The organism is Pseudomonas sp. QD4 (genome assembly GCF_049199125.1).
Taxonomy (GTDB): domain Bacteria; phylum Pseudomonadota; class Gammaproteobacteria; order Pseudomonadales; family Pseudomonadaceae; genus Aquipseudomonas.
In genome coordinates this window covers 964,874-981,963 of sequence record NZ_JBLZOM010000002.1, presented here as the reverse complement: position 1 = coordinate 981,963, position 17,090 = coordinate 964,874, and the positions used below count along the sequence as shown (strand labels likewise).

Annotated in this window: 16 protein-coding genes; 11 read left to right on the top strand and 5 right to left on the bottom strand. The window is 61.4% G+C overall.

Translation table 11 applies throughout. The annotated features are described in order from the left end of the window. Window positions 1–8: 8 nt before the first annotated feature. On the bottom strand, window positions 9–821 hold the full coding sequence (locus ACOZJV_RS15450) for a cytochrome C assembly family protein (RefSeq protein WP_020298975.1): 813 nt from the start codon (window positions 819–821) through the stop codon (window positions 9–11). Between the two features lie 210 nt (window positions 822–1,031). On the opposite strand from ACOZJV_RS15450, the gene ffh reads away from it, so the two are divergent. From ffh to rplS, 5 genes are all read left to right on the top strand, one after another. Then, window positions 1,032–2,408, top strand: coding sequence for a signal recognition particle protein (gene ffh / locus ACOZJV_RS15445; RefSeq protein WP_003209589.1), 1,377 nt, complete (start codon window positions 1,032–1,034; stop codon window positions 2,406–2,408). 248 nt (window positions 2,409–2,656) lie between these two features. After that, complete coding sequence (gene rpsP, locus ACOZJV_RS15440; RefSeq protein WP_003209587.1) at window positions 2,657–2,908, top strand: 30S ribosomal protein S16; 252 nt, start codon at window positions 2,657–2,659, stop codon at window positions 2,906–2,908. Window positions 2,909–2,913: 5 nt separating this feature from the next. Beyond that, a complete protein-coding gene (gene rimM, locus ACOZJV_RS15435) occupies window positions 2,914–3,450 on the top strand; it encodes a ribosome maturation factor RimM (RefSeq protein WP_020298976.1) in 537 nt (178 codons plus the stop codon). After that, on the top strand, window positions 3,432–4,205 hold the full coding sequence (gene trmD, locus ACOZJV_RS15430) for a tRNA (guanosine(37)-N1)-methyltransferase TrmD (protein ID WP_177326797.1): 774 nt from the start codon (window positions 3,432–3,434) through the stop codon (window positions 4,203–4,205). The genes rimM and trmD overlap by 19 nt, the downstream gene beginning before the upstream one ends. A gap of 45 nt (window positions 4,206–4,250) precedes the next feature. Beyond that, the gene (rplS, locus tag ACOZJV_RS15425; protein WP_003175895.1) at window positions 4,251–4,601 is read left to right on the top strand and encodes a 50S ribosomal protein L19; all 351 of its coding nucleotides are present in this window, start codon (window positions 4,251–4,253) and stop codon (window positions 4,599–4,601) included. 57 nt (window positions 4,602–4,658) lie between these two features. Here the strand turns inward: rplS and ACOZJV_RS15420 are convergent, their stop codons facing one another. Beyond that, a complete protein-coding gene (locus ACOZJV_RS15420; protein ID WP_421547990.1) occupies window positions 4,659–6,785 on the bottom strand; it encodes a DUF4132 domain-containing protein in 2,127 nt (708 codons plus the stop codon). 328 nt (window positions 6,786–7,113) lie between these two features. Between ACOZJV_RS15420 and ACOZJV_RS15415 the strand changes: the two genes are divergently transcribed. Continuing rightward, the gene (locus tag ACOZJV_RS15415; RefSeq protein WP_020298979.1) at window positions 7,114–7,527 is read left to right on the top strand and encodes an acyl-CoA thioesterase; all 414 of its coding nucleotides are present in this window, start codon (window positions 7,114–7,116) and stop codon (window positions 7,525–7,527) included. 8 nt (window positions 7,528–7,535) lie between these two features. On the opposite strand, the gene ACOZJV_RS15410 is transcribed toward ACOZJV_RS15415, so the two are convergent. Then, window positions 7,536–9,338, bottom strand: a complete 1,803-nt coding sequence (locus ACOZJV_RS15410) for a cation:proton antiporter (RefSeq protein ID WP_078469965.1) — start codon at window positions 9,336–9,338, stop codon at window positions 7,536–7,538. Between the two features lie 107 nt (window positions 9,339–9,445). Between ACOZJV_RS15410 and xerD the strand changes: the two genes are divergently transcribed. The 5 genes from xerD to ACOZJV_RS15385 all read left to right on the top strand — a co-directional run bounded on the left by xerD (window position 9,446) and on the right by ACOZJV_RS15385 (window position 14,716). Then, entirely contained in the window at window positions 9,446–10,342 is an 897-nt protein-coding gene (gene xerD / locus ACOZJV_RS15405; RefSeq protein ID WP_078469966.1) for a site-specific tyrosine recombinase XerD, read from the top strand. Between the two features lie 157 nt (window positions 10,343–10,499). Continuing rightward, a complete protein-coding gene (locus tag ACOZJV_RS15400; RefSeq protein ID WP_421547989.1) occupies window positions 10,500–11,231 on the top strand; it encodes a thioredoxin fold domain-containing protein in 732 nt (243 codons plus the stop codon). A 131-nt stretch (window positions 11,232–11,362) separates the two neighbouring features. Continuing rightward, on the top strand, window positions 11,363–12,667 hold the full coding sequence (locus ACOZJV_RS15395) for a homoserine dehydrogenase (protein ID WP_020298983.1): 1,305 nt from the start codon (window positions 11,363–11,365) through the stop codon (window positions 12,665–12,667). 105 nt (window positions 12,668–12,772) lie between these two features. Continuing rightward, on the top strand, window positions 12,773–14,182 hold the full coding sequence (thrC, locus tag ACOZJV_RS15390) for a threonine synthase (protein ID WP_421547988.1): 1,410 nt from the start codon (window positions 12,773–12,775) through the stop codon (window positions 14,180–14,182). Between the two features lie 246 nt (window positions 14,183–14,428). Further along, on the top strand, window positions 14,429–14,716 hold the full coding sequence (locus ACOZJV_RS15385) for a DUF3509 domain-containing protein (RefSeq protein ID WP_020298985.1): 288 nt from the start codon (window positions 14,429–14,431) through the stop codon (window positions 14,714–14,716). A gap of 165 nt (window positions 14,717–14,881) precedes the next feature. Here the strand turns inward: ACOZJV_RS15385 and ACOZJV_RS15380 are convergent, their stop codons facing one another. Then, window positions 14,882–15,775, bottom strand: a complete 894-nt coding sequence (locus ACOZJV_RS15380; RefSeq protein ID WP_078469968.1) for a TIGR02285 family protein — start codon at window positions 15,773–15,775, stop codon at window positions 14,882–14,884. A gap of 54 nt (window positions 15,776–15,829) precedes the next feature. Continuing rightward, entirely contained in the window at window positions 15,830–17,029 is a 1,200-nt protein-coding gene (locus ACOZJV_RS15375) for a CaiB/BaiF CoA transferase family protein (RefSeq protein ID WP_020298987.1), read from the bottom strand. Window positions 17,030–17,090 lie beyond the last annotated feature (61 nt).

Genomic DNA, 17,090 nt, shown 5'->3' with positions numbered 1-17,090 from the left:
GCTGCTCGTCAGATATGCAGGATGTATTCGCGGACCAGCTTGCTGCCGAAATAGGCCAGCATCAGCAGGCAGAAACCGGCCAGGGTCCAGCGAATGGCCTTGTGGCCGCGCCAGCCGAGGCGGTTGCGCCCCCACAGCAGCACGCTGAACACGATCCACGCCAGGCAGGCCAGCAGGGTCTTGTGCACCAGGTGTTGGGCGAACAGGTTTTCGACGAACAGCCAGCCGGAAATCAGCGACAGCGACAGCAGGGTCCAGCCGGCCCAGAGGAATCCGAACAGCAGGCTTTCCATGGTTTGCAGCGGCGGGAAATTCTTGATCAGTCCGGAGGGGTGCTTGTTCTTGAGTTGATGGTCCTGCACCAGCAGCAGCAAGGCCTGGAACACGGCGATGGTGAACATGCCGTAGGCCAGGATCGACAACAGGATGTGGGCGAGAATCCCCGGCGCTTCGTCGATGATCTGCACCGTGCCGGTGGGCGCGAACTGCGCCAGCAGCACCGTGGCTGCACCCAATGGGAACAGCAGCAACAGCAGGTTCTCCACCGGGATCCGCGAGCAGGCCAGCAGGGTCAGCGCGATCACTGCAGCGGCAATCAGGCTGGCGGCGCTGAAGAAGTCCAGGCCGAGGCCGACCGGCGTCATCAGGTGGGTGAAAAGGCTGGCACTGTGGGCCAGCAGGGCGAGGATGCCCAGCGTGACCAGCAGGCGCTTGTTCGCCTTGGCGCCCTTGGCCAGACGAGTGCCTTGATAGAAGGTCGCAGCGGCATATAAACAGGCGGCGGCGAGAGTGGTTAGCAAGCTGGGTGACAAGGGGAGCATAAATCCTGTGAGACAAGCCCGAAAGGCGTTGAGTTTGGCATAGAACCCTTATGGCACGAAAGACCGCGCAACCAGACAGCGAGGTGTCCGCCGCGCGCAGTCTTCGCTATAATCCGCGACCTGCCCACGCCGCAGGCTCGCCGAGCACATGTTGATTCCGGTCTGGGCCGCCATTATCCCGGTCTACACAGGGCCTGAAAGGATCGCGCAATGTTTGAAAACTTAACCGACCGTCTCTCGCAGACGCTGCGCCATGTCACTGGCAAGGCCAAGCTGACCGAGGACAACATCAAAGACACCCTGCGTGAAGTGCGCATGGCGTTGCTCGAAGCCGACGTCGCCCTGCCGGTGGTCAAGGACTTCGTCAACTCGGTGAAGGAGCGTGCGGTCGGCACCGAAGTGTCGCGCAGCCTGACACCGGGCCAGGCCTTCGTGAAGATCGTCCAGGCCGAACTCGAAAGCCTGATGGGCGCGGCCAACGAGGACCTTAACCTCAGCGCCGTACCGCCTGCCGTGGTGTTGATGGCCGGTTTGCAGGGCGCGGGTAAAACCACCACCGCCGGCAAACTCGCGCGCTTCCTTAAAGAGCGCAAAAAGAAATCGGTGATGGTGGTGTCCGCCGACGTTTATCGTCCGGCAGCCATCAAACAGCTGGAAATGCTCGCAGGCGAAGTCGGTGTCACCTTCTTCCCGTCCGACCTGAGCCAGAAGCCGGTCGATATCGCGCAAGCAGCTATTAAAGAAGCAAAACTCAAATTCATCGACGTGGTAATCGTCGATACCGCCGGTCGCCTGCACATCGATGAAGAGATGATGGGCGAGATCAAGGCTCTGCACGCCGCGATCAACCCGGTAGAAACCCTGTTCGTGGTCGACGCCATGACCGGCCAGGACGCCGCCAACACGGCCAAGGCCTTTGGCGATGCGTTGCCGCTGACCGGTGTGATCCTGACCAAGGTCGACGGCGATGCCCGTGGTGGTGCCGCGCTGTCGGTGCGGGCCATTACCGGCAAGCCGATCAAGTTCATCGGTATGGGCGAGAAGAGCGAAGCGCTCGAACCGTTCCACCCTGAGCGTATCGCTTCGCGGATCCTCGGCATGGGCGACGTGCTCAGCCTGATCGAGCAGGCTGAAGCGACCCTCGACAAGGACAAGGCCGACAAACTGGCCAAGAAGCTGAAGAAGGGCAAGGGCTTCGACCTCGAAGACTTCCGTGATCAGTTGCAACAGATGAAGAACATGGGCGGCCTCGGCGGCCTCATGGACAAGCTGCCGAATATCGGTGGCGTCAACCTGGCGCAAATGGGCAATGCCCAGGGCGCGGCAGAGAAGCAATTCAAGCAGATGGAAGCCATCATCAATTCCATGACCCCGGCCGAGCGCCGCGACCCTGAGCTGATCAGCGGTTCGCGCAAGCGTCGGATCGCCATGGGCTCCGGCACCCAGGTGCAGGACATCGGTCGCTTGATCAAGCAGCACAAGCAGATGCAGAAGATGATGAAGAAGTTCTCCGCCAAGGGCGGAATGGCCAAAATGATGCGCGGCATGGGCGGAATGTTGCCCGGCGGCGGCATGCCGAAGATGTAAAGAATCCGCGTCGGCAGTCATGCCGGCGCTTTCCACGGGGACGTGGAATCTCCAGCAAACCCGCACTTGGGGGCGCTGACCAGCCGTTGTTCGCAATGGCTCCATAGCAAATCTGGATGGCGAGCCGATAGGCGCCGGAAAAAGACATTTGCAAAAGTCCGGATATTCCTTAGAATATGCGGCCTTTCGGGCACCTATGCCCGCTGTGCATTTAGATTTGCAGCACCGACTACAGGAACGATGTTCACATGCTAACAATCCGTCTTGCCCTTGGCGGCTCCAAAAAGCGCCCGTTTTACCACTTGACCGTGACCGACAGCCGTAACCCACGCGACGGTTCGCACAAAGAACAAGTTGGTTTCTTCAACCCGATCGCTCGTGGTCAAGAAGTCCGCCTGTCCGTGAACCAAGAGCGCGTAGCCTACTGGCTGAGCGTTGGTGCACAACCTTCTGAGCGCGTTGCTCAGTTGTTGAAGGATGCATCTAAGGCTGCGGCCTGAGCAATATGAACGCGACGCCTGCCATTGCTGATGATTTGATCGTTATCGGCAAGATTTATTCTGTTCATGGCGTTCGCGGCGAAGTGAAGGTTTATTCCTTTACTGATCCAACCGAAAACCTGTTGCAGTACAAAACCTGGACGCTCAAGCGCGAGGGTAGTGTGAAACAGGTCGAGCTGGTCAGTGGACGCGGGAGCGATAAGTTCCTGGTCGCAAAGCTCAAGGGTCTTGATGATCGTGAAGAAGCTCGTCTTCTGGCTGGTTATGAGATCTGCGTGCCGCGCAACCTGTTCCCTGAATTGACCGACGGCGAGTACTACTGGTACCAGCTGGAAGGTCTGAAGGTTATTGATCAACTTGGGCAATTGCTCGGGAAAATCGATCATCTTCTGGAGACCGGCGCCAATGATGTAATGGTGGTCAAGCCTTGCGCTGGCAGCCTGGATGATCGTGAACGCTTGTTGCCCTATACCGGGCAATGCGTGTTGGCCGTCGACCTGGCAGCGGGCGAGATGAAGGTGGAATGGGACGCGGACTTCTAAGCGTGGCTAATTTGCGCGTTGAAGTGATCAGTTTGTTTCCCGAGATGTTTTCCGCCATCAGCGAGTACGGCATCACCAGTCGTGCGGTGAAACAGGGGCTGTTGCAGCTCACCTGTTGGAATCCGCGAGACTACACGACGGATCGACATCACACTGTGGACGATCGCCCATTTGGCGGTGGCCCGGGCATGGTGATGAAGATCAAGCCCCTGGAAGATGCTCTGGTTCAGGCCAAGGCAGCAGCCGGGGAGGCGGCGAAGGTTATTTACCTGTCCCCCCAAGGCCGTCAACTGACTCAGTCGGCGGTACGCGAGTTGGCGAATGAGGATGCACTGATCCTGATTGCCGGCCGCTATGAAGGCATTGACGAGCGTTTTATTGAAGCTCATGTCGATGAAGAGTGGTCGATTGGCGACTATGTACTCTCCGGTGGCGAGCTGCCGGCGATGGTCCTGATAGATGCGGTTACACGACTGCTGCCTGGAGCTTTAGGGCATGCGGACTCCGCTGAGGAAGATTCCTTTACGGACGGTCTGCTTGATTGCCCGCATTACACCCGACCGGAGGTGTATGCGGATCAGCGTGTTCCCGACGTGTTGCTAAGTGGCAACCACGCACACATCCGGCGTTGGCGTTTACAGCAGTCCCTTGGTCGGACCTTTGAACGACGCGCCGATCTTCTGGAAAGCCGCTCGCTTTCTGGAGAAGAGAAGAAGCTGCTCGAGGAATACATCCGCGAGCGGGACGATAGTTAACAACGTATCGATGGTAAGTCAGACGATTTACCTTAGGAGCACAGCATGACTAACAAAATCATTCTTGCACTCGAAGCAGAGCAGATGACCAAAGAGATCCCTACCTTTGCCCCGGGCGACACTATTGTCGTTCAGGTGAAAGTGAAGGAAGGCGACCGTTCGCGTCTGCAAGCGTTCGAAGGCGTCGTAATCGCCAAGCGTAACCGTGGTGTGAACAGTGCTTTCACTGTTCGTAAAATCTCCAACGGTGTTGGCGTAGAGCGTACTTTCCAGACCTACAGCCCGCAAATCGACAGCATGGCTGTTAAGCGTCGCGGTGACGTACGTAAAGCCAAGCTGTACTACCTGCGTGACCTGTCGGGTAAAGCAGCTCGCATCAAGGAAAAACTGGCTTAAGTCCAGCTTCCGATGCAGAAAAAGCAGCCTACGGGCTGCTTTTTTATTATCTGGCTTTTAGCGCCCTGACGGATTCAGCAGGGCGCAGACGGTATTGGCGATCCTCTCCAGCAGTACCTCGTCATACGGCAGCCAGGGCAGGGCAGCCAACTTGCCACTTTGCGCCGCCAACGCCACATCCGCCGGCGCTCCGTCGCGCGACACGCGCCCGGTGACCAGGTGCACCGCGTAATCCCCGACCCGCACATGACGCCCATCCATCGCCACCTTGCCTTCCTCGATCAGCGGGGCGAAGGCCGTGCTCAGTACCTGTCGGCGCATCAGTGTCATCTGGTTGAGATTATGTCCAGACAGAAGCTCCAGGCGTTGCTCCCTCTTGCCTGGGGGCATTGGGCTGATGGGCTCGCCAGCGGTGTTCTGCGTCAGCTCCTCGATGGCGAAACTGCTGATGCTGACCAGTAGATCGATGGCCCGGCAGGCTTCTGAAAATACCTGTGGCGGCACATTTTTCAGCAGCACGGGCCGCCAGTGTTTCTCGCTACGCCGGGCGAAATGTACGGCGCCGGACAGGCAGTGGCCCTGCAGGCCCGGGTAGAGTTCGGCTCCCACTTCGAAGGTGACCCGGATATCCCCCAGGTTCCGGTTCAGGCCGCCGTCGCGGTCGATCTTCCAGCCTTCGCGACGCGCCAGGCCGATCAGCGGGCGGATGGACAGGCTGTGCCCGGCGAATACCTGGCTGGCGTGGCTCTCCAGTTCCTCTGGCGGCGGCAGGTAGAACTCGCGAAACACCTGGCGCAGTGGCTGCTTGATCCGGCGTTCGATGATCAGGCGTTGCCAGGCCTGGCGTTCCGCTGCGCCGGCTGACAATGGATGCCACAGCGAAATCCGGCCCCCGGCCTCCAGTGTCAGCGGCTGACCCTGGGCATCAACCGCATGGGCGTTGGCGTTCAGCACGAAGCTGCGACCTGGCCCCTGGTCCTGATGGGCAACCCATATCAGTGAGCGGGCAAAGGGCGCGCCCACGGCGGAGTCCGCCAGTTGCGCTCGCCAGTCGCTAAAAGATAACTCAAAGGGCTGCCACAGCCCGGACTCCAGGCAACTGGCCAGGAGTGCGTGCTGGGCCTTGCCGGGCGCGGTGGTCGGTGCCAGGCGCAGGGCGATTTCGGGGCGTTGCGCCAGGCCGCGTTCGGCAGGCTTGAGGTTGCGCGTGAGTTTTTTCTGGACGCTGGCATGCCGCACCAGGCTCAAGGCGCTGCGCAGAGCCTGCACACTTTCCGGAGTGGGGACCTGCTCAATGCAGTGACCCAGGGCGATGGCCAGGGATTGCGACGGCGCGGTCTTGGCCTGGGTCGGGGCGACGCAGGCCTTGGGCAGTAAGCTGTCCATCAGCGGCGGCAGCCACGGGGCATCGCGCATTAACGCCACCCGGGCAGCGCGGGCGATCACCGGCGTGTCATCGATGGTGAAAGCGCCATCGGCCACATAGGGCGTGTGACCGCTGTGGATATCTTCCAGGCGCCGGGCGGCGAGGTTGAGGATGTGCTGCGAGAACTCGACGTACACGGCGTCCCCCATCAGCACCCAGGCGGGATCGGCGCTCAGGTGGTGATGACCGGTCCAGTAGTCGCTGCCGGCAAGGGCCAGTCGTGATTGTGGCTCCAGTTGCTCAAGCAGCTCGAACTCCTGCCGGGCATAGGGCGCATTGGCGTAACGCTCTTGCACGCAGCGTCGCAGCGCGGCCTGGGCTTCTTCATCGACCCACTGCGTCAGGACGTAGGCCTGGTGGTAATTCGCCGCCCAGTGCGCAGAGGGTTCATCGAGGATCCTGCGCAGCTCGCTGGCCAATGCTGCGCTCGGCTGGCCGGTGGCATAAGCCAGTTGCTCCACAGCTTCCTGCCAGTTCAGGCAAGTGCGCAGGGCCTCCAGCAGGGTGCCTTGATCGAGAGTCGGGCTCAGTTCCAGCTGCGTGACCTGTTGCAGGATCGAGGTCGCCATCTGTTGCGCAGCCGGGTTTGCATAGTCGCGAAGGGCCCGGCGGATAGCCGGCCAGAGGCTGCCCAACTGAGCGGGTGTCAGGGGGCTGATATCGATCGGTGCGCCAACAAAGGCTGGATGATCCGGCCTGTCGGTGCTCAGGCGTTGCAGCAGGTGCTCGACGAGCAAGGGCGTGGGCAGGGCATCCATGGCGCAGGGTCTCCTTTTTCGGTGCGCGGATAATCGCATTTTTTTGTGGCTGAGCGTCGCCTCTGGCGTATCGCGGGTTCTATCGGCCCCGGGCGGGCGGCGATATACTCGCCGCCCCCAATAAAGTGTGATCGCCCGAGCCATGCAGCCTGCATGGGCCAGAGGGTGCGTCACATCCTCACGGCGGCCCCGGCCTGTTGTTATCCACAGGCGGGCGGCCACCCCGTTGTTCCCATCGAGCCCCCTGGTCGCTGCCGTGCAGCGCTCATCGGCCCTTTATGCCCGCAGCGTGCCCATGCGCGGGTCGACCCATTCAGGCAGTAGACCCATGACCCTTCGTGAGCAAGAAATCCAGCGCCGTACCGAGCTGTCGGTCACCCGTGTGACCAAGGCGGTCTTCCCCTCCACCACCAACCACCACAACACCCTGTTCGGCGGTACTGCTCTGGCCTGGATGGACGAAGTGTCGTTTATCGCCGCGACCCGTTTCTGCCGCCTGCCGCTGGTGACCGTGTCCACCGATCGCATCGACTTCAACCACCCGATTGCCGCCGGCTCGATCGTCGAGCTGGTGGGGCGGGTGGTGAAAGTGGGGAATACCAGCCTCAAGGTCGAGGTTGAGGTGTTTGTCGAAAGCATGAGTTGCGATGGGCGTGAAAAGGCCATTCACGGCCTGTTCAGCTTTGTTGCGATTGACGAAGACAAACGCCCGGTCCCGGTGCTGCCGGGTTTTGCCGCCTGAGTAACGACTCAGGCGCTGTCCTTCTCGATCAGCGCCAGCAAGGTCCAGCCGGCAGTCGGTTGCAATGCGCTCTCTGGCGTGACCACGTGCACCCAGCCGCTGCTGTCGCGGGCGAAGAGCAGGGTCGCGCGTTCGCCGTGCAGGGTCTGGTAGTCGTCCCAGGTGAACCCGGTGGTCAGGTGGGTGCTGTAGAGCTCGGCGCCCTGGTTCAGCAGGCTGGCCAGCCTGTTGTAGGTCAGGGTTTCACTGCCCAGCAGGTGCCCGCGGTGCTCAAGGCTGGCGCGGTGTTTGTCGGTGCGACGGTTTTCCAGGCCGCTGGTCAGGGTGAACAGGCGCTGGTGGCCGAAGTCGTGGCGAAAGCGCATGGCGGCCACGGCATTCAGCTCGCCGGCGGGAGACAGCGCCAGCAGGTGGCCGAGGCCGACCAGGTCCAGGTGAGCGTCGGCATGTTGTGAGGCCGGGTTGCCGAAGTAGGTCGGCAGGCCGTCCATGCGGGCGGCGCGGATGTTCTCCCAGTTGGAGTCGGTGAGCAGTACCCGGCTGCCCAGTTGCTGCAGGGCTTTGCCGATGGTTCGCGCGGGCGTGTTGGCGCCGACGATCAGAAAGCCGCTGGGCGCCGGCTCCGCGACTTTCAGCAGGCGCGCCAGTGGGCGTGCGGTGGCGCTTTGCAGGACCACGGTGCCAATGATCACGGCAAAGGTCAGCGGCACCAGCAGCAAGGCGCCTTCGTGGCCGGCCTGGTCGAGGCGGATGGCGAAGATTGCCGATACGGCTGCGGCGACGATGCCCCTGGGGGCAATCCAGCAGAGCAGGGCGCGCTCGCGCCAGTTGAGGCTTGAGCCGGCGGTGGACAGCATGACGTTCAGCGGGCGGGCGATGAACTGGATCACCAGCAGCAGAATCAGCACCAGTGGCCCGAGGGCGATCAGTGCCTGCAGGTCCAGGCGCGCCGCCAGCAGAATGAACAGGCCGGAAATCAGCAGCACGCTGAGGTTTTCCTTGAAGTGCAGGATCTGCCGCACATCGACGCCCTTCATATTGGCCAGCCACATGCCCATCACCGTCACCGCCAGCAGGCCCGACTCGTGCATCACCTGGTTGGCGGCAATGAAAATCCCCAGCACCGTGGCCAGGGTGGCGAGGTTGTGCAGATACTCCGGCAGCCATTGATGACGCATGACACTGCCCAGGGCCCAGCCGCCGCCGATACCGAACAGGCTGCCGCACAGGATCACGCCGCCAAAGGTCATCAGGCTGTGGCTCAGGCCGTCGCCGGATGCGCTGGCAATGATGAAGCTGTAGACCACCACCGCCAGCAGGGCGCCGATGGGGTCGATGACAATTCCTTCCCAGCGCAGGATGTTGGCGATCGAGGCCCGGGGGCGCACCACCCGTAACATCGGCACGATCACTGTGGGTCCGGTGACCAGGGTCAGGGTTCCGAACAGCAGGGCCAGCATCCAGTCGAAGCCCAGCAGCCAATGGGTTGCCAGGCTGATCACGGCCCAGGTCGAAAGGGCGCCGATGGTCACCAGGCGCCGCACGACTCGGCCGATTTCGTGCCACTCGGAAAGGCGCAGGGTCAGGCTGCCTTCAAACAGGATCAGCGCCACCGCCAGCGACACCATGGGCATCAGCAGCGGGCCGAACAGCTCTTGCGGGTCGAGCCAGCCGAGCAGCGGGCCGGCGAGGATCCCGCTCAGCAGCAGGAACAGGATGGCCGGCAGCTTCAGGCGCCAGGCCAGCCATTGGCAGCCCAGGGCAGCGACGCCGATGCCGCCGATGGCCAGCAGTATCTGTTGTTCGTTCATTGAAGCTCCCTGTTCCTTGAAATAGCCGGCTATGAAAGACTAGCGACCCTCAGCACAGTTCACTATTTATTTAAGCGCGGCCTTTGGCCTGCGCCTTTCGAGTATTTATGGCCGCCATCGACCATCCCCTGATCGACCGTTTTCTCGATGCGCTGTGGCTGGAAAAAGGCCTGTCGGACAACACCCGCGATGCCTATCGCAGTGACCTGGCGCTGTTCAACGGCTGGTTGCAGGAGCAAGGGCTGGAGCTGCCCAATGCCGGGCGCGAGCTGATCCTCGATCACCTGGCCTGGCGCGTCGAGCAGGCGTACAAGCCGCGTTCCACCGCGCGTTTTCTATCCGGGGTACGGGGCTTCTACCGTTACTTGCTGCGGGAAAAACTGATCGCCGTCGACCCGACCCTGCAAGTCGACATGCCGCAACTCGGCCGGCCGCTGCCCAAGTCGCTGTCGGAAGCGGATGTCGAAGCCCTGCTGGCCGCGCCGGACTTGAGCGATGCCATCGGCCAGCGCGACCGCGCCATGCTCGAAGTGCTGTATGCCTGCGGCTTGCGGGTCACTGAATTGATCAGCCTGACCCTGGAACAGGTCAACCTGCGCCAGGGCGTGTTGCGGGTGATGGGCAAGGGCAGCAAGGAGCGCCTGGTGCCCATGGGCGAGGAGTCGATTGTCTGGGTCGAGCGTTATATGCGCGATGCCCGGGGCGAGTTGCTCGGCGGACGGCCCAGCGATGTGCTGTTCCCCAGTCAGCGCGGTGAGCAGATGACCCGCCAGACTTTCTGGCATCGCATCAAGCACCAGGCCAAGGTCGCGGGGATCGGTAAGTCGCTGTCGCCCCACACCTTGCGCCATGCCTTTGCCACCCACCTGCTCAACCATGGCGCCGACCTGCGTGTGGTGCAGATGTTGCTGGGGCACAGCGACCTCTCGACCACCCAGATCTACACCCATGTGGCCCGCGCCCGCCTGCAGGATCTGCATGCCCGGCATCATCCGCGCGGCTGATCGATAACCGACCGCTGCCAACGCTCTTGCGTCAGCTGTAGTCGGCCCCTGCGGGCATATGTGATAGGCTTTGCCGGTTTGCAAAGTGGGCGGTTATGACCCGGTGTTCCAGTACGGGCGTTCTACCCGTCCCATTTGTCCGCCTCCAGGAGTTCCCATGCGCGTGACCCAGATTATCGCCGCCGCAGCCATTGCGTTGGTCAGTACCTTTGCCGTTGCCGATGACGGCGCTGAAAAAGCCATTCGCAAGAGCCTTGAAGGCCTGCAGCTTGAAGTGCCGGTGGAAAGCATCACCCTCAGCCCGCTGCCCGGTCTGTACGAAGTCAAGCTCAAGGGCAGCCGCGTGCTGTACGCCAGCGCCGACGGCCAGTTCGTGATGCAGGGTTACCTGTTTCAGCTCAAGGACGGCAAGCCGGTCAATCTGACCGAAAAAACCGAGCGCCTGGGCATTTCCAAATTGATCAACGGCATCCCTGTTGCGGAAACCGTGGTTTACCCGGCCATCGGCGAAACCAAGACCCACATCACCGTCTTTACCGACACCACCTGCCCTTACTGCCACAAGCTGCACGCCGAAGTGCCCGAGCTGAACAAGCTGGGTATCGAAGTGCGTTATGTTGCGTTCCCGCGCCAGGGTCTTGGCTCGCCGGGCGACGAGCAGTTGCAGGCGGTCTGGTGTTCGGCGGATAAAAAAGCCGCCATGGACAAGATGACCGACGGCAAGGAAGTCAAGGCGGCCAAGTGCGCCAACCCGGTTTCCAAGCAGTTCGCCCTGGGCCAGTCGATTGGTGTGAACGGTACGCCGGCCATCGTTTTGGCTGATGGCCAAGTGATTCCGGGCTACCAGCCTGCGCCACAAGTCGCCAAACTGGCGCTGGGTGCGAAATAATCCTGCGTCGTCGAGCCTTTGACGATCATGGCGTGGCGCTTTCGGTCGCTGCGTCATTAATAGAGAGCCGCGCGGTCTGCGGCTGATTTCCACGGCCGACCTTGAGTCGGCCGTTTTATGGGGAGTTCAAAGTGAATCCGGTCAAAGTAGGCATCTGTGGGCTGGGTACCGTCGGTGGCGGCACCCTCAACGTACTTCAGCGTAACGCCGAGGAGATTGCCCGCCGTGCCGGGCGTGGAATCGAAGTGGCACAAATTGCCATGCGTACGCCAAAGCCTCAGTTCCAGACGACCGGTATTGCGATTACCAACGATGTCTTCGCCGTGGCCACCAACCCTGAAATCGATATTGTCATCGAGTTGATGGGTGGCTACACCGTGGCCCGCGAGCTGGTGCTCAAGGCCATCGAAAACGGCAAGCACGTGGTTACCGCGAACAAGGCGCTGATTGCCGTCCACGGCAATGAAATCTTCGCCAAGGCCCGTGAAAAGGGCGTGATCGTCGCCTTTGAAGCTGCAGTGGCCGGCGGTATCCCGGTGATCAAGGCGATTCGTGAAGGCCTGTCGGCCAACCGCATCAACTGGGTGGCCGGGATCATCAACGGCACCGGTAACTTCATCCTCACCGAAATGCGCGAGAAGGGCCGTACCTTCGAAGACGTGCTGGCCGAAGCCCAGGCCCTGGGCTATGCCGAAGCCGATCCGACCTTTGACGTCGAAGGCATCGATGCAGCGCACAAGCTGACCATTCTGGCGTCCATCGCCTTTGGTATCCCGCTGCAATTCGACAAGGCCTACACCGAAGGCATCACCAAGCTGACCACTGCCGACGTGAACTACGCCGAGGCCCTGGGCTACCGCATCAAGCACCTGGGCGTGGCGCGCAGCACCGCTGCCGGCATCGAGTTGCGCGTGCACCCGACACTGATCCCGGCTGATCGCCTGATCGCCAATGTCAACGGCGTGATGAACGCCGTGATGGTCAATGGCGACGCCGCCGGTTCGACCCTGTTCTACGGCGCTGGCGCCGGCATGGAGCCGACCGCTTCGTCGGTGATCGCCGACCTGGTGGACGTGGTTCGTGCCATGACCAGCGACCCGGAAAACCGCGTGCCGCACCTGGCCTTCCAGCCGGACTCGTTGTCGGCCCACCCGATCCTGCCGATCGAGGCCTGCGAAAGCGCCTACTACCTGCGGATCCAGGCCAAGGATCATCCTGGCGTGCTGGCCCAGGTGGCGAGCATTCTGTCGGAGCGCGGCATCAACATCGAATCGATCATGCAGAAAGAAGTCGAAGAGCATGACGGCCTGGTGCCGATGATCCTGCTGACCCACCGCGTGGTGGAACAGCGCATCAACGATGCGATCAACGCCCTGGAAGCCCTGCAGGGTGTCGTGGGTCCGGTGGTCCGCATCCGTGTCGAACATCTGAATTAACAGCAGCTGCAAGCCTCAGGCTTCAAGCTGCAAGTGAGAGCAGAGCCGCTTTTCACTTGTCGCTTGCAGCTTGCAGCTTGTCGCTCAAACCGAAGGTTTGCTCCTATGCGCTATATCAGTACTCGTGGCCAGGCACCGGCCCTGAATTTCGAAGATGTGCTGCTGGCAGGTTTGGCCAGTGATGGTGGTCTCTATGTGCCGGAGTGCCTGCCACGTTTCACCCAGGAAGAAATCGCCTCCTGGGCCGGCCTGCCGTATCACGAGCTGGCGTTCCGGGTCATGCGCCCGTTCGTTGCAGGCAGCATTCCGGATGCGGATTTCAAGAAGATCCTGGAAGAGACCTACGGTGTGTTTTCCCACGGCGCCATCGCCCCATTGCGTCAGCTGAATGGCAATGAATGGGTCCTGGAGCTGTTCCATGGCCCGACCCTGGCGTTCAAGGACTTCGCCCTGCAACTGTTGGGTCGCCTGCTCGATTACGTGCTGGCCAAGCGTGGCGAGCGCGTGGTGATCATCGGCGCGACCTCCGGTGATACCGGCTCGGCGGCGATTGAAGGCTGCAAGCATTGCGAAAACGTCGACATCTTTATCCTGCACCCGCACAAGCGTGTGTCGGAAGTGCAGCGTCGGCAGATGACGACCATCTTTGGCGAGAACATCCACAACATCGCCATCGAAGGCAACTTCGACGACTGCCAGGAAATGGTCAAGAACAGCTTCGCTGACCAGGGCTTCCTCAAGGGCACGCGGCTGGTGGCGGTGAACTCGATCAACTGGGCGCGGATCATGGCCCAGATCGTCTATTACTTCCACGCAGCTCTGCAGTTGGGCGGCCCGGCACGTTCGGTGGCGTTCTCGGTGCCGACCGGCAACTTCGGCGACATCTTTGCCGGTTACCTGGCGCGCAACATGGGCTTGCCGATCAACCAGTTGATCGTCGCCACCAACCGCAACGACATTCTGCACCGCTTCATGAGTGGCAATCAGTACGTCAAGGAAACCCTGCACGCGACCCTGTCGCCGTCCATGGACATCATGGTCTCGTCGAACTTCGAGCGTCTGCTGTTTGACCTGCACGGTCGCAACGGCGCGGCCATCGCCGGCCTGATGGACAGCTTCAAGCAGGGTGGTGGTTTCAGCGTTGAAGAAGAGCGCTGGACCGAAGCCCGCAAACTGTTCGATTCCCTGGCCGTGGATGACGCACAGACCTGCGAGACCATCGCTGAAGTCTTCGCCCAGTGCGGCGAGCTCCTGGACCCGCACACCGCCATCGGCGTGAAAGCGGCCCGCGAGTGCCGTCGCAGCCTGGATACGCCGATGGTGATCCTCGGTACCGCACACCCGGTCAAGTTCCCGGAAGCGGTGGAGAAGGCCGGTGTTGGCAAGGCCCTTGAGCTGCCGGCGCACCTGTCCGATCTGTTCGAGCGCGAGGAGCGCTGCACGGTCCTGGCCAACGACCTGAAAGCGGTCCAGGGGTTTGTCAGCCAGCACGGTAACCGCGGCAAGCCGCTCTGATCGAGCAGGCTGCGCAGCTCTTGAAGCCCGTCTGATGACGGGCTTTTTTGTGGTTGTCGCCCAGGCGGATTGTGCCGATGGGAACCGGTCTGTGTTTTATCCTTGTCATCTTTGCCGTGCATGCTCGCAAGACTCGGGTCGGCATGACCTGGGGCCTGCTGACGAACTTTCTTCTCGGGCCGGTGGTCACTTATTGTGGACACGCCCTAAAGCACTGTGTTTTCGGACTATTGAGTGGTGATCGAGATGGAAAGTATCAGCCTATTGCTGGGTGAAGCTTTGAGCCCGTATCAGGTAACTCTGACCCCGTCGGGTGCCCATGGCGAATGCCTGGTGACCTTGAAAAATGTGCAGGGCGCCATTGTGCTCGAACGTGAGATCAATCAGGCGCAGTTGACTGACAAGCGCCTGTTGACCGATGTCGTTGATGGCCTGCACCGAGATTTGTTGATTGCCGAAGGGCGTCTGGAACCCTGCGTGATTGCAGCCTTGCGCAATGCGGCGCAAGAAAAGGCCTTCGACAGAAGGCCCTGATTTAACTTTTTGCGGAACCTTCCTGCCCCAGGGTCGTCAGACCTTGTATCAGCAGGATCAAGCATTGTGCTCCGGTGCTTGTAGCTTGTTGTACTGGTCTTTGTAGGCCACGTTTAACCCCGAGTCGTCTCCCCACTTCTCGGGGTTTCTTTTGTCCGGCGTTTATTACTGCTCGGGTTTTTCCCGAAAAAGCGCCAGGGCATCCTTGCGGTATTCCTCGCGTATCGGCGGCTCCAGCCAGGCGGCATACAGCTCGATCAGGCGGTTCTGGCGCAGTTGCAGCAGGGTCTGGTTGATGCGCTCTATGGCGTGTCGCCCCTGGGCCGTGTTCGAGCAGCCGACATGCACCGCCTGGTATTTTTGTACGCCAATAATCGGATAGAACTCCAGACTGCTCGGGTCGATGCCTTGCTGCTGCGCCTGGAAGCGGATTTCCGGCTGGTAGCCGATCAGGGTCTTGAGCCTGCCCAGGCGCTGCATCTGCAGCAGGTTGCCAATGGCGCTGTTGCCATAGTGGGCGGTCAGGGCGTCGCTGGGGGCTTTGCCCAGCAGGCTGTCGATCTGATCGCCATAACTGCGCTCGGCAACGATGCCGACGCTACGCGGTCCGCTGGCCAGCAACGCTGCCAGGTCCAGCCGACCGTCCTGGATAAATGGCCGCAGGCTGGCATGATCCTGGCGCAGGGCCGCCACGCCATTGCTGAAGGCGCGAAAACTGATTTTGGAAAACGCCACCCACTGCGCGCGCTGCGGGGTCAGCATCAATGATGGGTCGCAGGCGAAGGGCGAGTCGCGGAGCATCTGTATGCCGCGGGCGCGGTTGACGTGGACGATGGTGTGTTCGTATTCCGGCATGCTGGCGAACAGGGCGGGCAGTATTTGATCGACCACGCCCTGGTCTTTTTGCGGGCCATCGAAAATCGTGGTCGGCGGCAGGTCACGTAACAGCCAGAGTAGGGTTTCCTTGGCCTGGCCGATCTGTGGAAACCCGCTCAATACCAGCAGCAGCGGCAGGATGCGCTTCACGGAAGTGGTTCGCCGGCTGCTGCGTGGGTCCATCAGGGGGTCGATTCTCTGTGGCAAACATTCATCCTGCTGCATCCTCGTCAGGGGCTAGATCGCCCCGGCTGCGCGCAGACGGCTGATCTGCTCGCGGTCATAACCCAATGCGTCCAGCACCTGCGTGGTGTGCTCGCCCAATTGCGCGCCGACCCATTCGCAAGTGCCCGGCGTCTCAGAGAGTTTCGGCACGATGCCGGGCATCTTGAAATCTTTCCCGTCCGGCAGCTTGGCCTGGAGGAACATTTCCCGGGCCAGAAACTGCGGGTCGCTGAACATGTCCTCGGCGCTGAAGATCCGGCTGGCGGGCACTTCGGCGCGGTTCAGCTGTTCGACCACCTGGTCCAGCGGCAGCGAACTGACCCAGCGATCGATCACTCCGTACAGTTCGTCACGCCGGCTGTCACGCCCGTCATTGCTGGCCAGGACCGGGTCGTTGGCCAGGTCTTCGCGACCGATCAGCAGCATGAAGCGCTTGAAAATCGCATCGCCGTTGGCCCCGATCTGCACGTGTTTGCCGTCGGCACTGGTGTGAATGGACGAGGGGGTGATGCCGGGCATGATATTGCCGGTGCGCTCGCGGATAAAGCCGAATACATCGAACTCCGGAACCATGCTTTCCATCATCGCGAAAATGGCTTCATACAACGCCACGTCGACCACCTGGCCCTGGCCGCCGTTGACCTCTCGATGGCGGAGCGCCATCAATGCGCCGATCACGCCCCACAGGGCGGCAATCGAGTCGCCGATGGAAATCCCGGTGCGTACCGGCGGGCGATCCTCGAAGCCGGTGATGTAGCGCAGGCCGCCCATGGATTCACCGACCGCGCCAAAACCCGGCTGGTCCTTCATGGGGCCGGTCTGGCCGAAGCCGGAGAGGCGCACCATCACCAGCTTCGGGTTGAGGGCGTGGAGGACGTCCCAGCCCAGCCCGAGTTTTTCCAGGACGCCGGGGCGGAAGTTCTCGATCAGGATGTCGGCATCGCTCAATAACTGTTTGAGGATGGCCAGGCCGTCGGGGTGCTTGAGGTTGAGGGTCAGGGACTTTTTATTGCGTGCCTGGACAAACCACCATAGCGAAGTGCCCTCATACAGCTTGCGCCACTTGCGCAGTGGATCGCCGCCATCCGGGGACTCGACTTTGATCACCTCGGCCCCGAACTCGGCGCAGATGCGCGAGGCAAAGGGGCCGGCAATCAGGGTGCCGAGTTCGATCACTTTCAATCCGGCGAGAGGCTTGCTGAGGGTATCCATGGGGCGTCCGCGAGGCAGGAAAATCCGCCTAGCCTAGACCATTGATGGCGTTTAGGGCACT

Excerpts from the sequence above, each read along its gene's own strand:
- ACOZJV_RS15410 (WP_078469965.1), bottom strand. The coding sequence starts at position 9,338 with ATGAACGAACAACAGATACTGCTGGCCATCGGCGGCATCGGCGTCGCT.
- ACOZJV_RS15420 (WP_421547990.1), bottom strand. The coding sequence starts at position 6,785 with ATGGATGCCCTGCCCACGCCCTTGCTCGTCGAGCACCTGCTGCAACGC.
- ACOZJV_RS15380 (WP_078469968.1), bottom strand. The coding sequence starts at position 15,775 with ATGGACCCACGCAGCAGCCGGCGAACCACTTCCGTGAAGCGCATCCTG.
- rplS (WP_003175895.1), top strand. The coding sequence starts at position 4,251 with ATGACTAACAAAATCATTCTTGCACTCGAAGCAGAGCAGATGACCAAA.
- ACOZJV_RS15385 (WP_020298985.1), top strand. The coding sequence starts at position 14,429 with ATGGAAAGTATCAGCCTATTGCTGGGTGAAGCTTTGAGCCCGTATCAG.
- thrC (WP_421547988.1), top strand. The coding sequence starts at position 12,773 with ATGCGCTATATCAGTACTCGTGGCCAGGCACCGGCCCTGAATTTCGAA.
- ffh (WP_003209589.1), top strand. The coding sequence starts at position 1,032 with ATGTTTGAAAACTTAACCGACCGTCTCTCGCAGACGCTGCGCCATGTC.
- ACOZJV_RS15375 (WP_020298987.1), bottom strand. The coding sequence starts at position 17,029 with ATGGATACCCTCAGCAAGCCTCTCGCCGGATTGAAAGTGATCGAACTC.
- rpsP (WP_003209587.1), top strand. The coding sequence starts at position 2,657 with ATGCTAACAATCCGTCTTGCCCTTGGCGGCTCCAAAAAGCGCCCGTTT.
- ACOZJV_RS15400 (WP_421547989.1), top strand. The coding sequence starts at position 10,500 with ATGCGCGTGACCCAGATTATCGCCGCCGCAGCCATTGCGTTGGTCAGT.
- xerD (WP_078469966.1), top strand. The coding sequence starts at position 9,446 with ATGGCCGCCATCGACCATCCCCTGATCGACCGTTTTCTCGATGCGCTG.
- rimM (WP_020298976.1), top strand. The coding sequence starts at position 2,914 with ATGAACGCGACGCCTGCCATTGCTGATGATTTGATCGTTATCGGCAAG.
- trmD (WP_177326797.1), top strand. The coding sequence starts at position 3,432 with ATGGGACGCGGACTTCTAAGCGTGGCTAATTTGCGCGTTGAAGTGATC.
- ACOZJV_RS15450 (WP_020298975.1), bottom strand. The coding sequence starts at position 821 with ATGCTCCCCTTGTCACCCAGCTTGCTAACCACTCTCGCCGCCGCCTGT.
- ACOZJV_RS15415 (WP_020298979.1), top strand. The coding sequence starts at position 7,114 with ATGACCCTTCGTGAGCAAGAAATCCAGCGCCGTACCGAGCTGTCGGTC.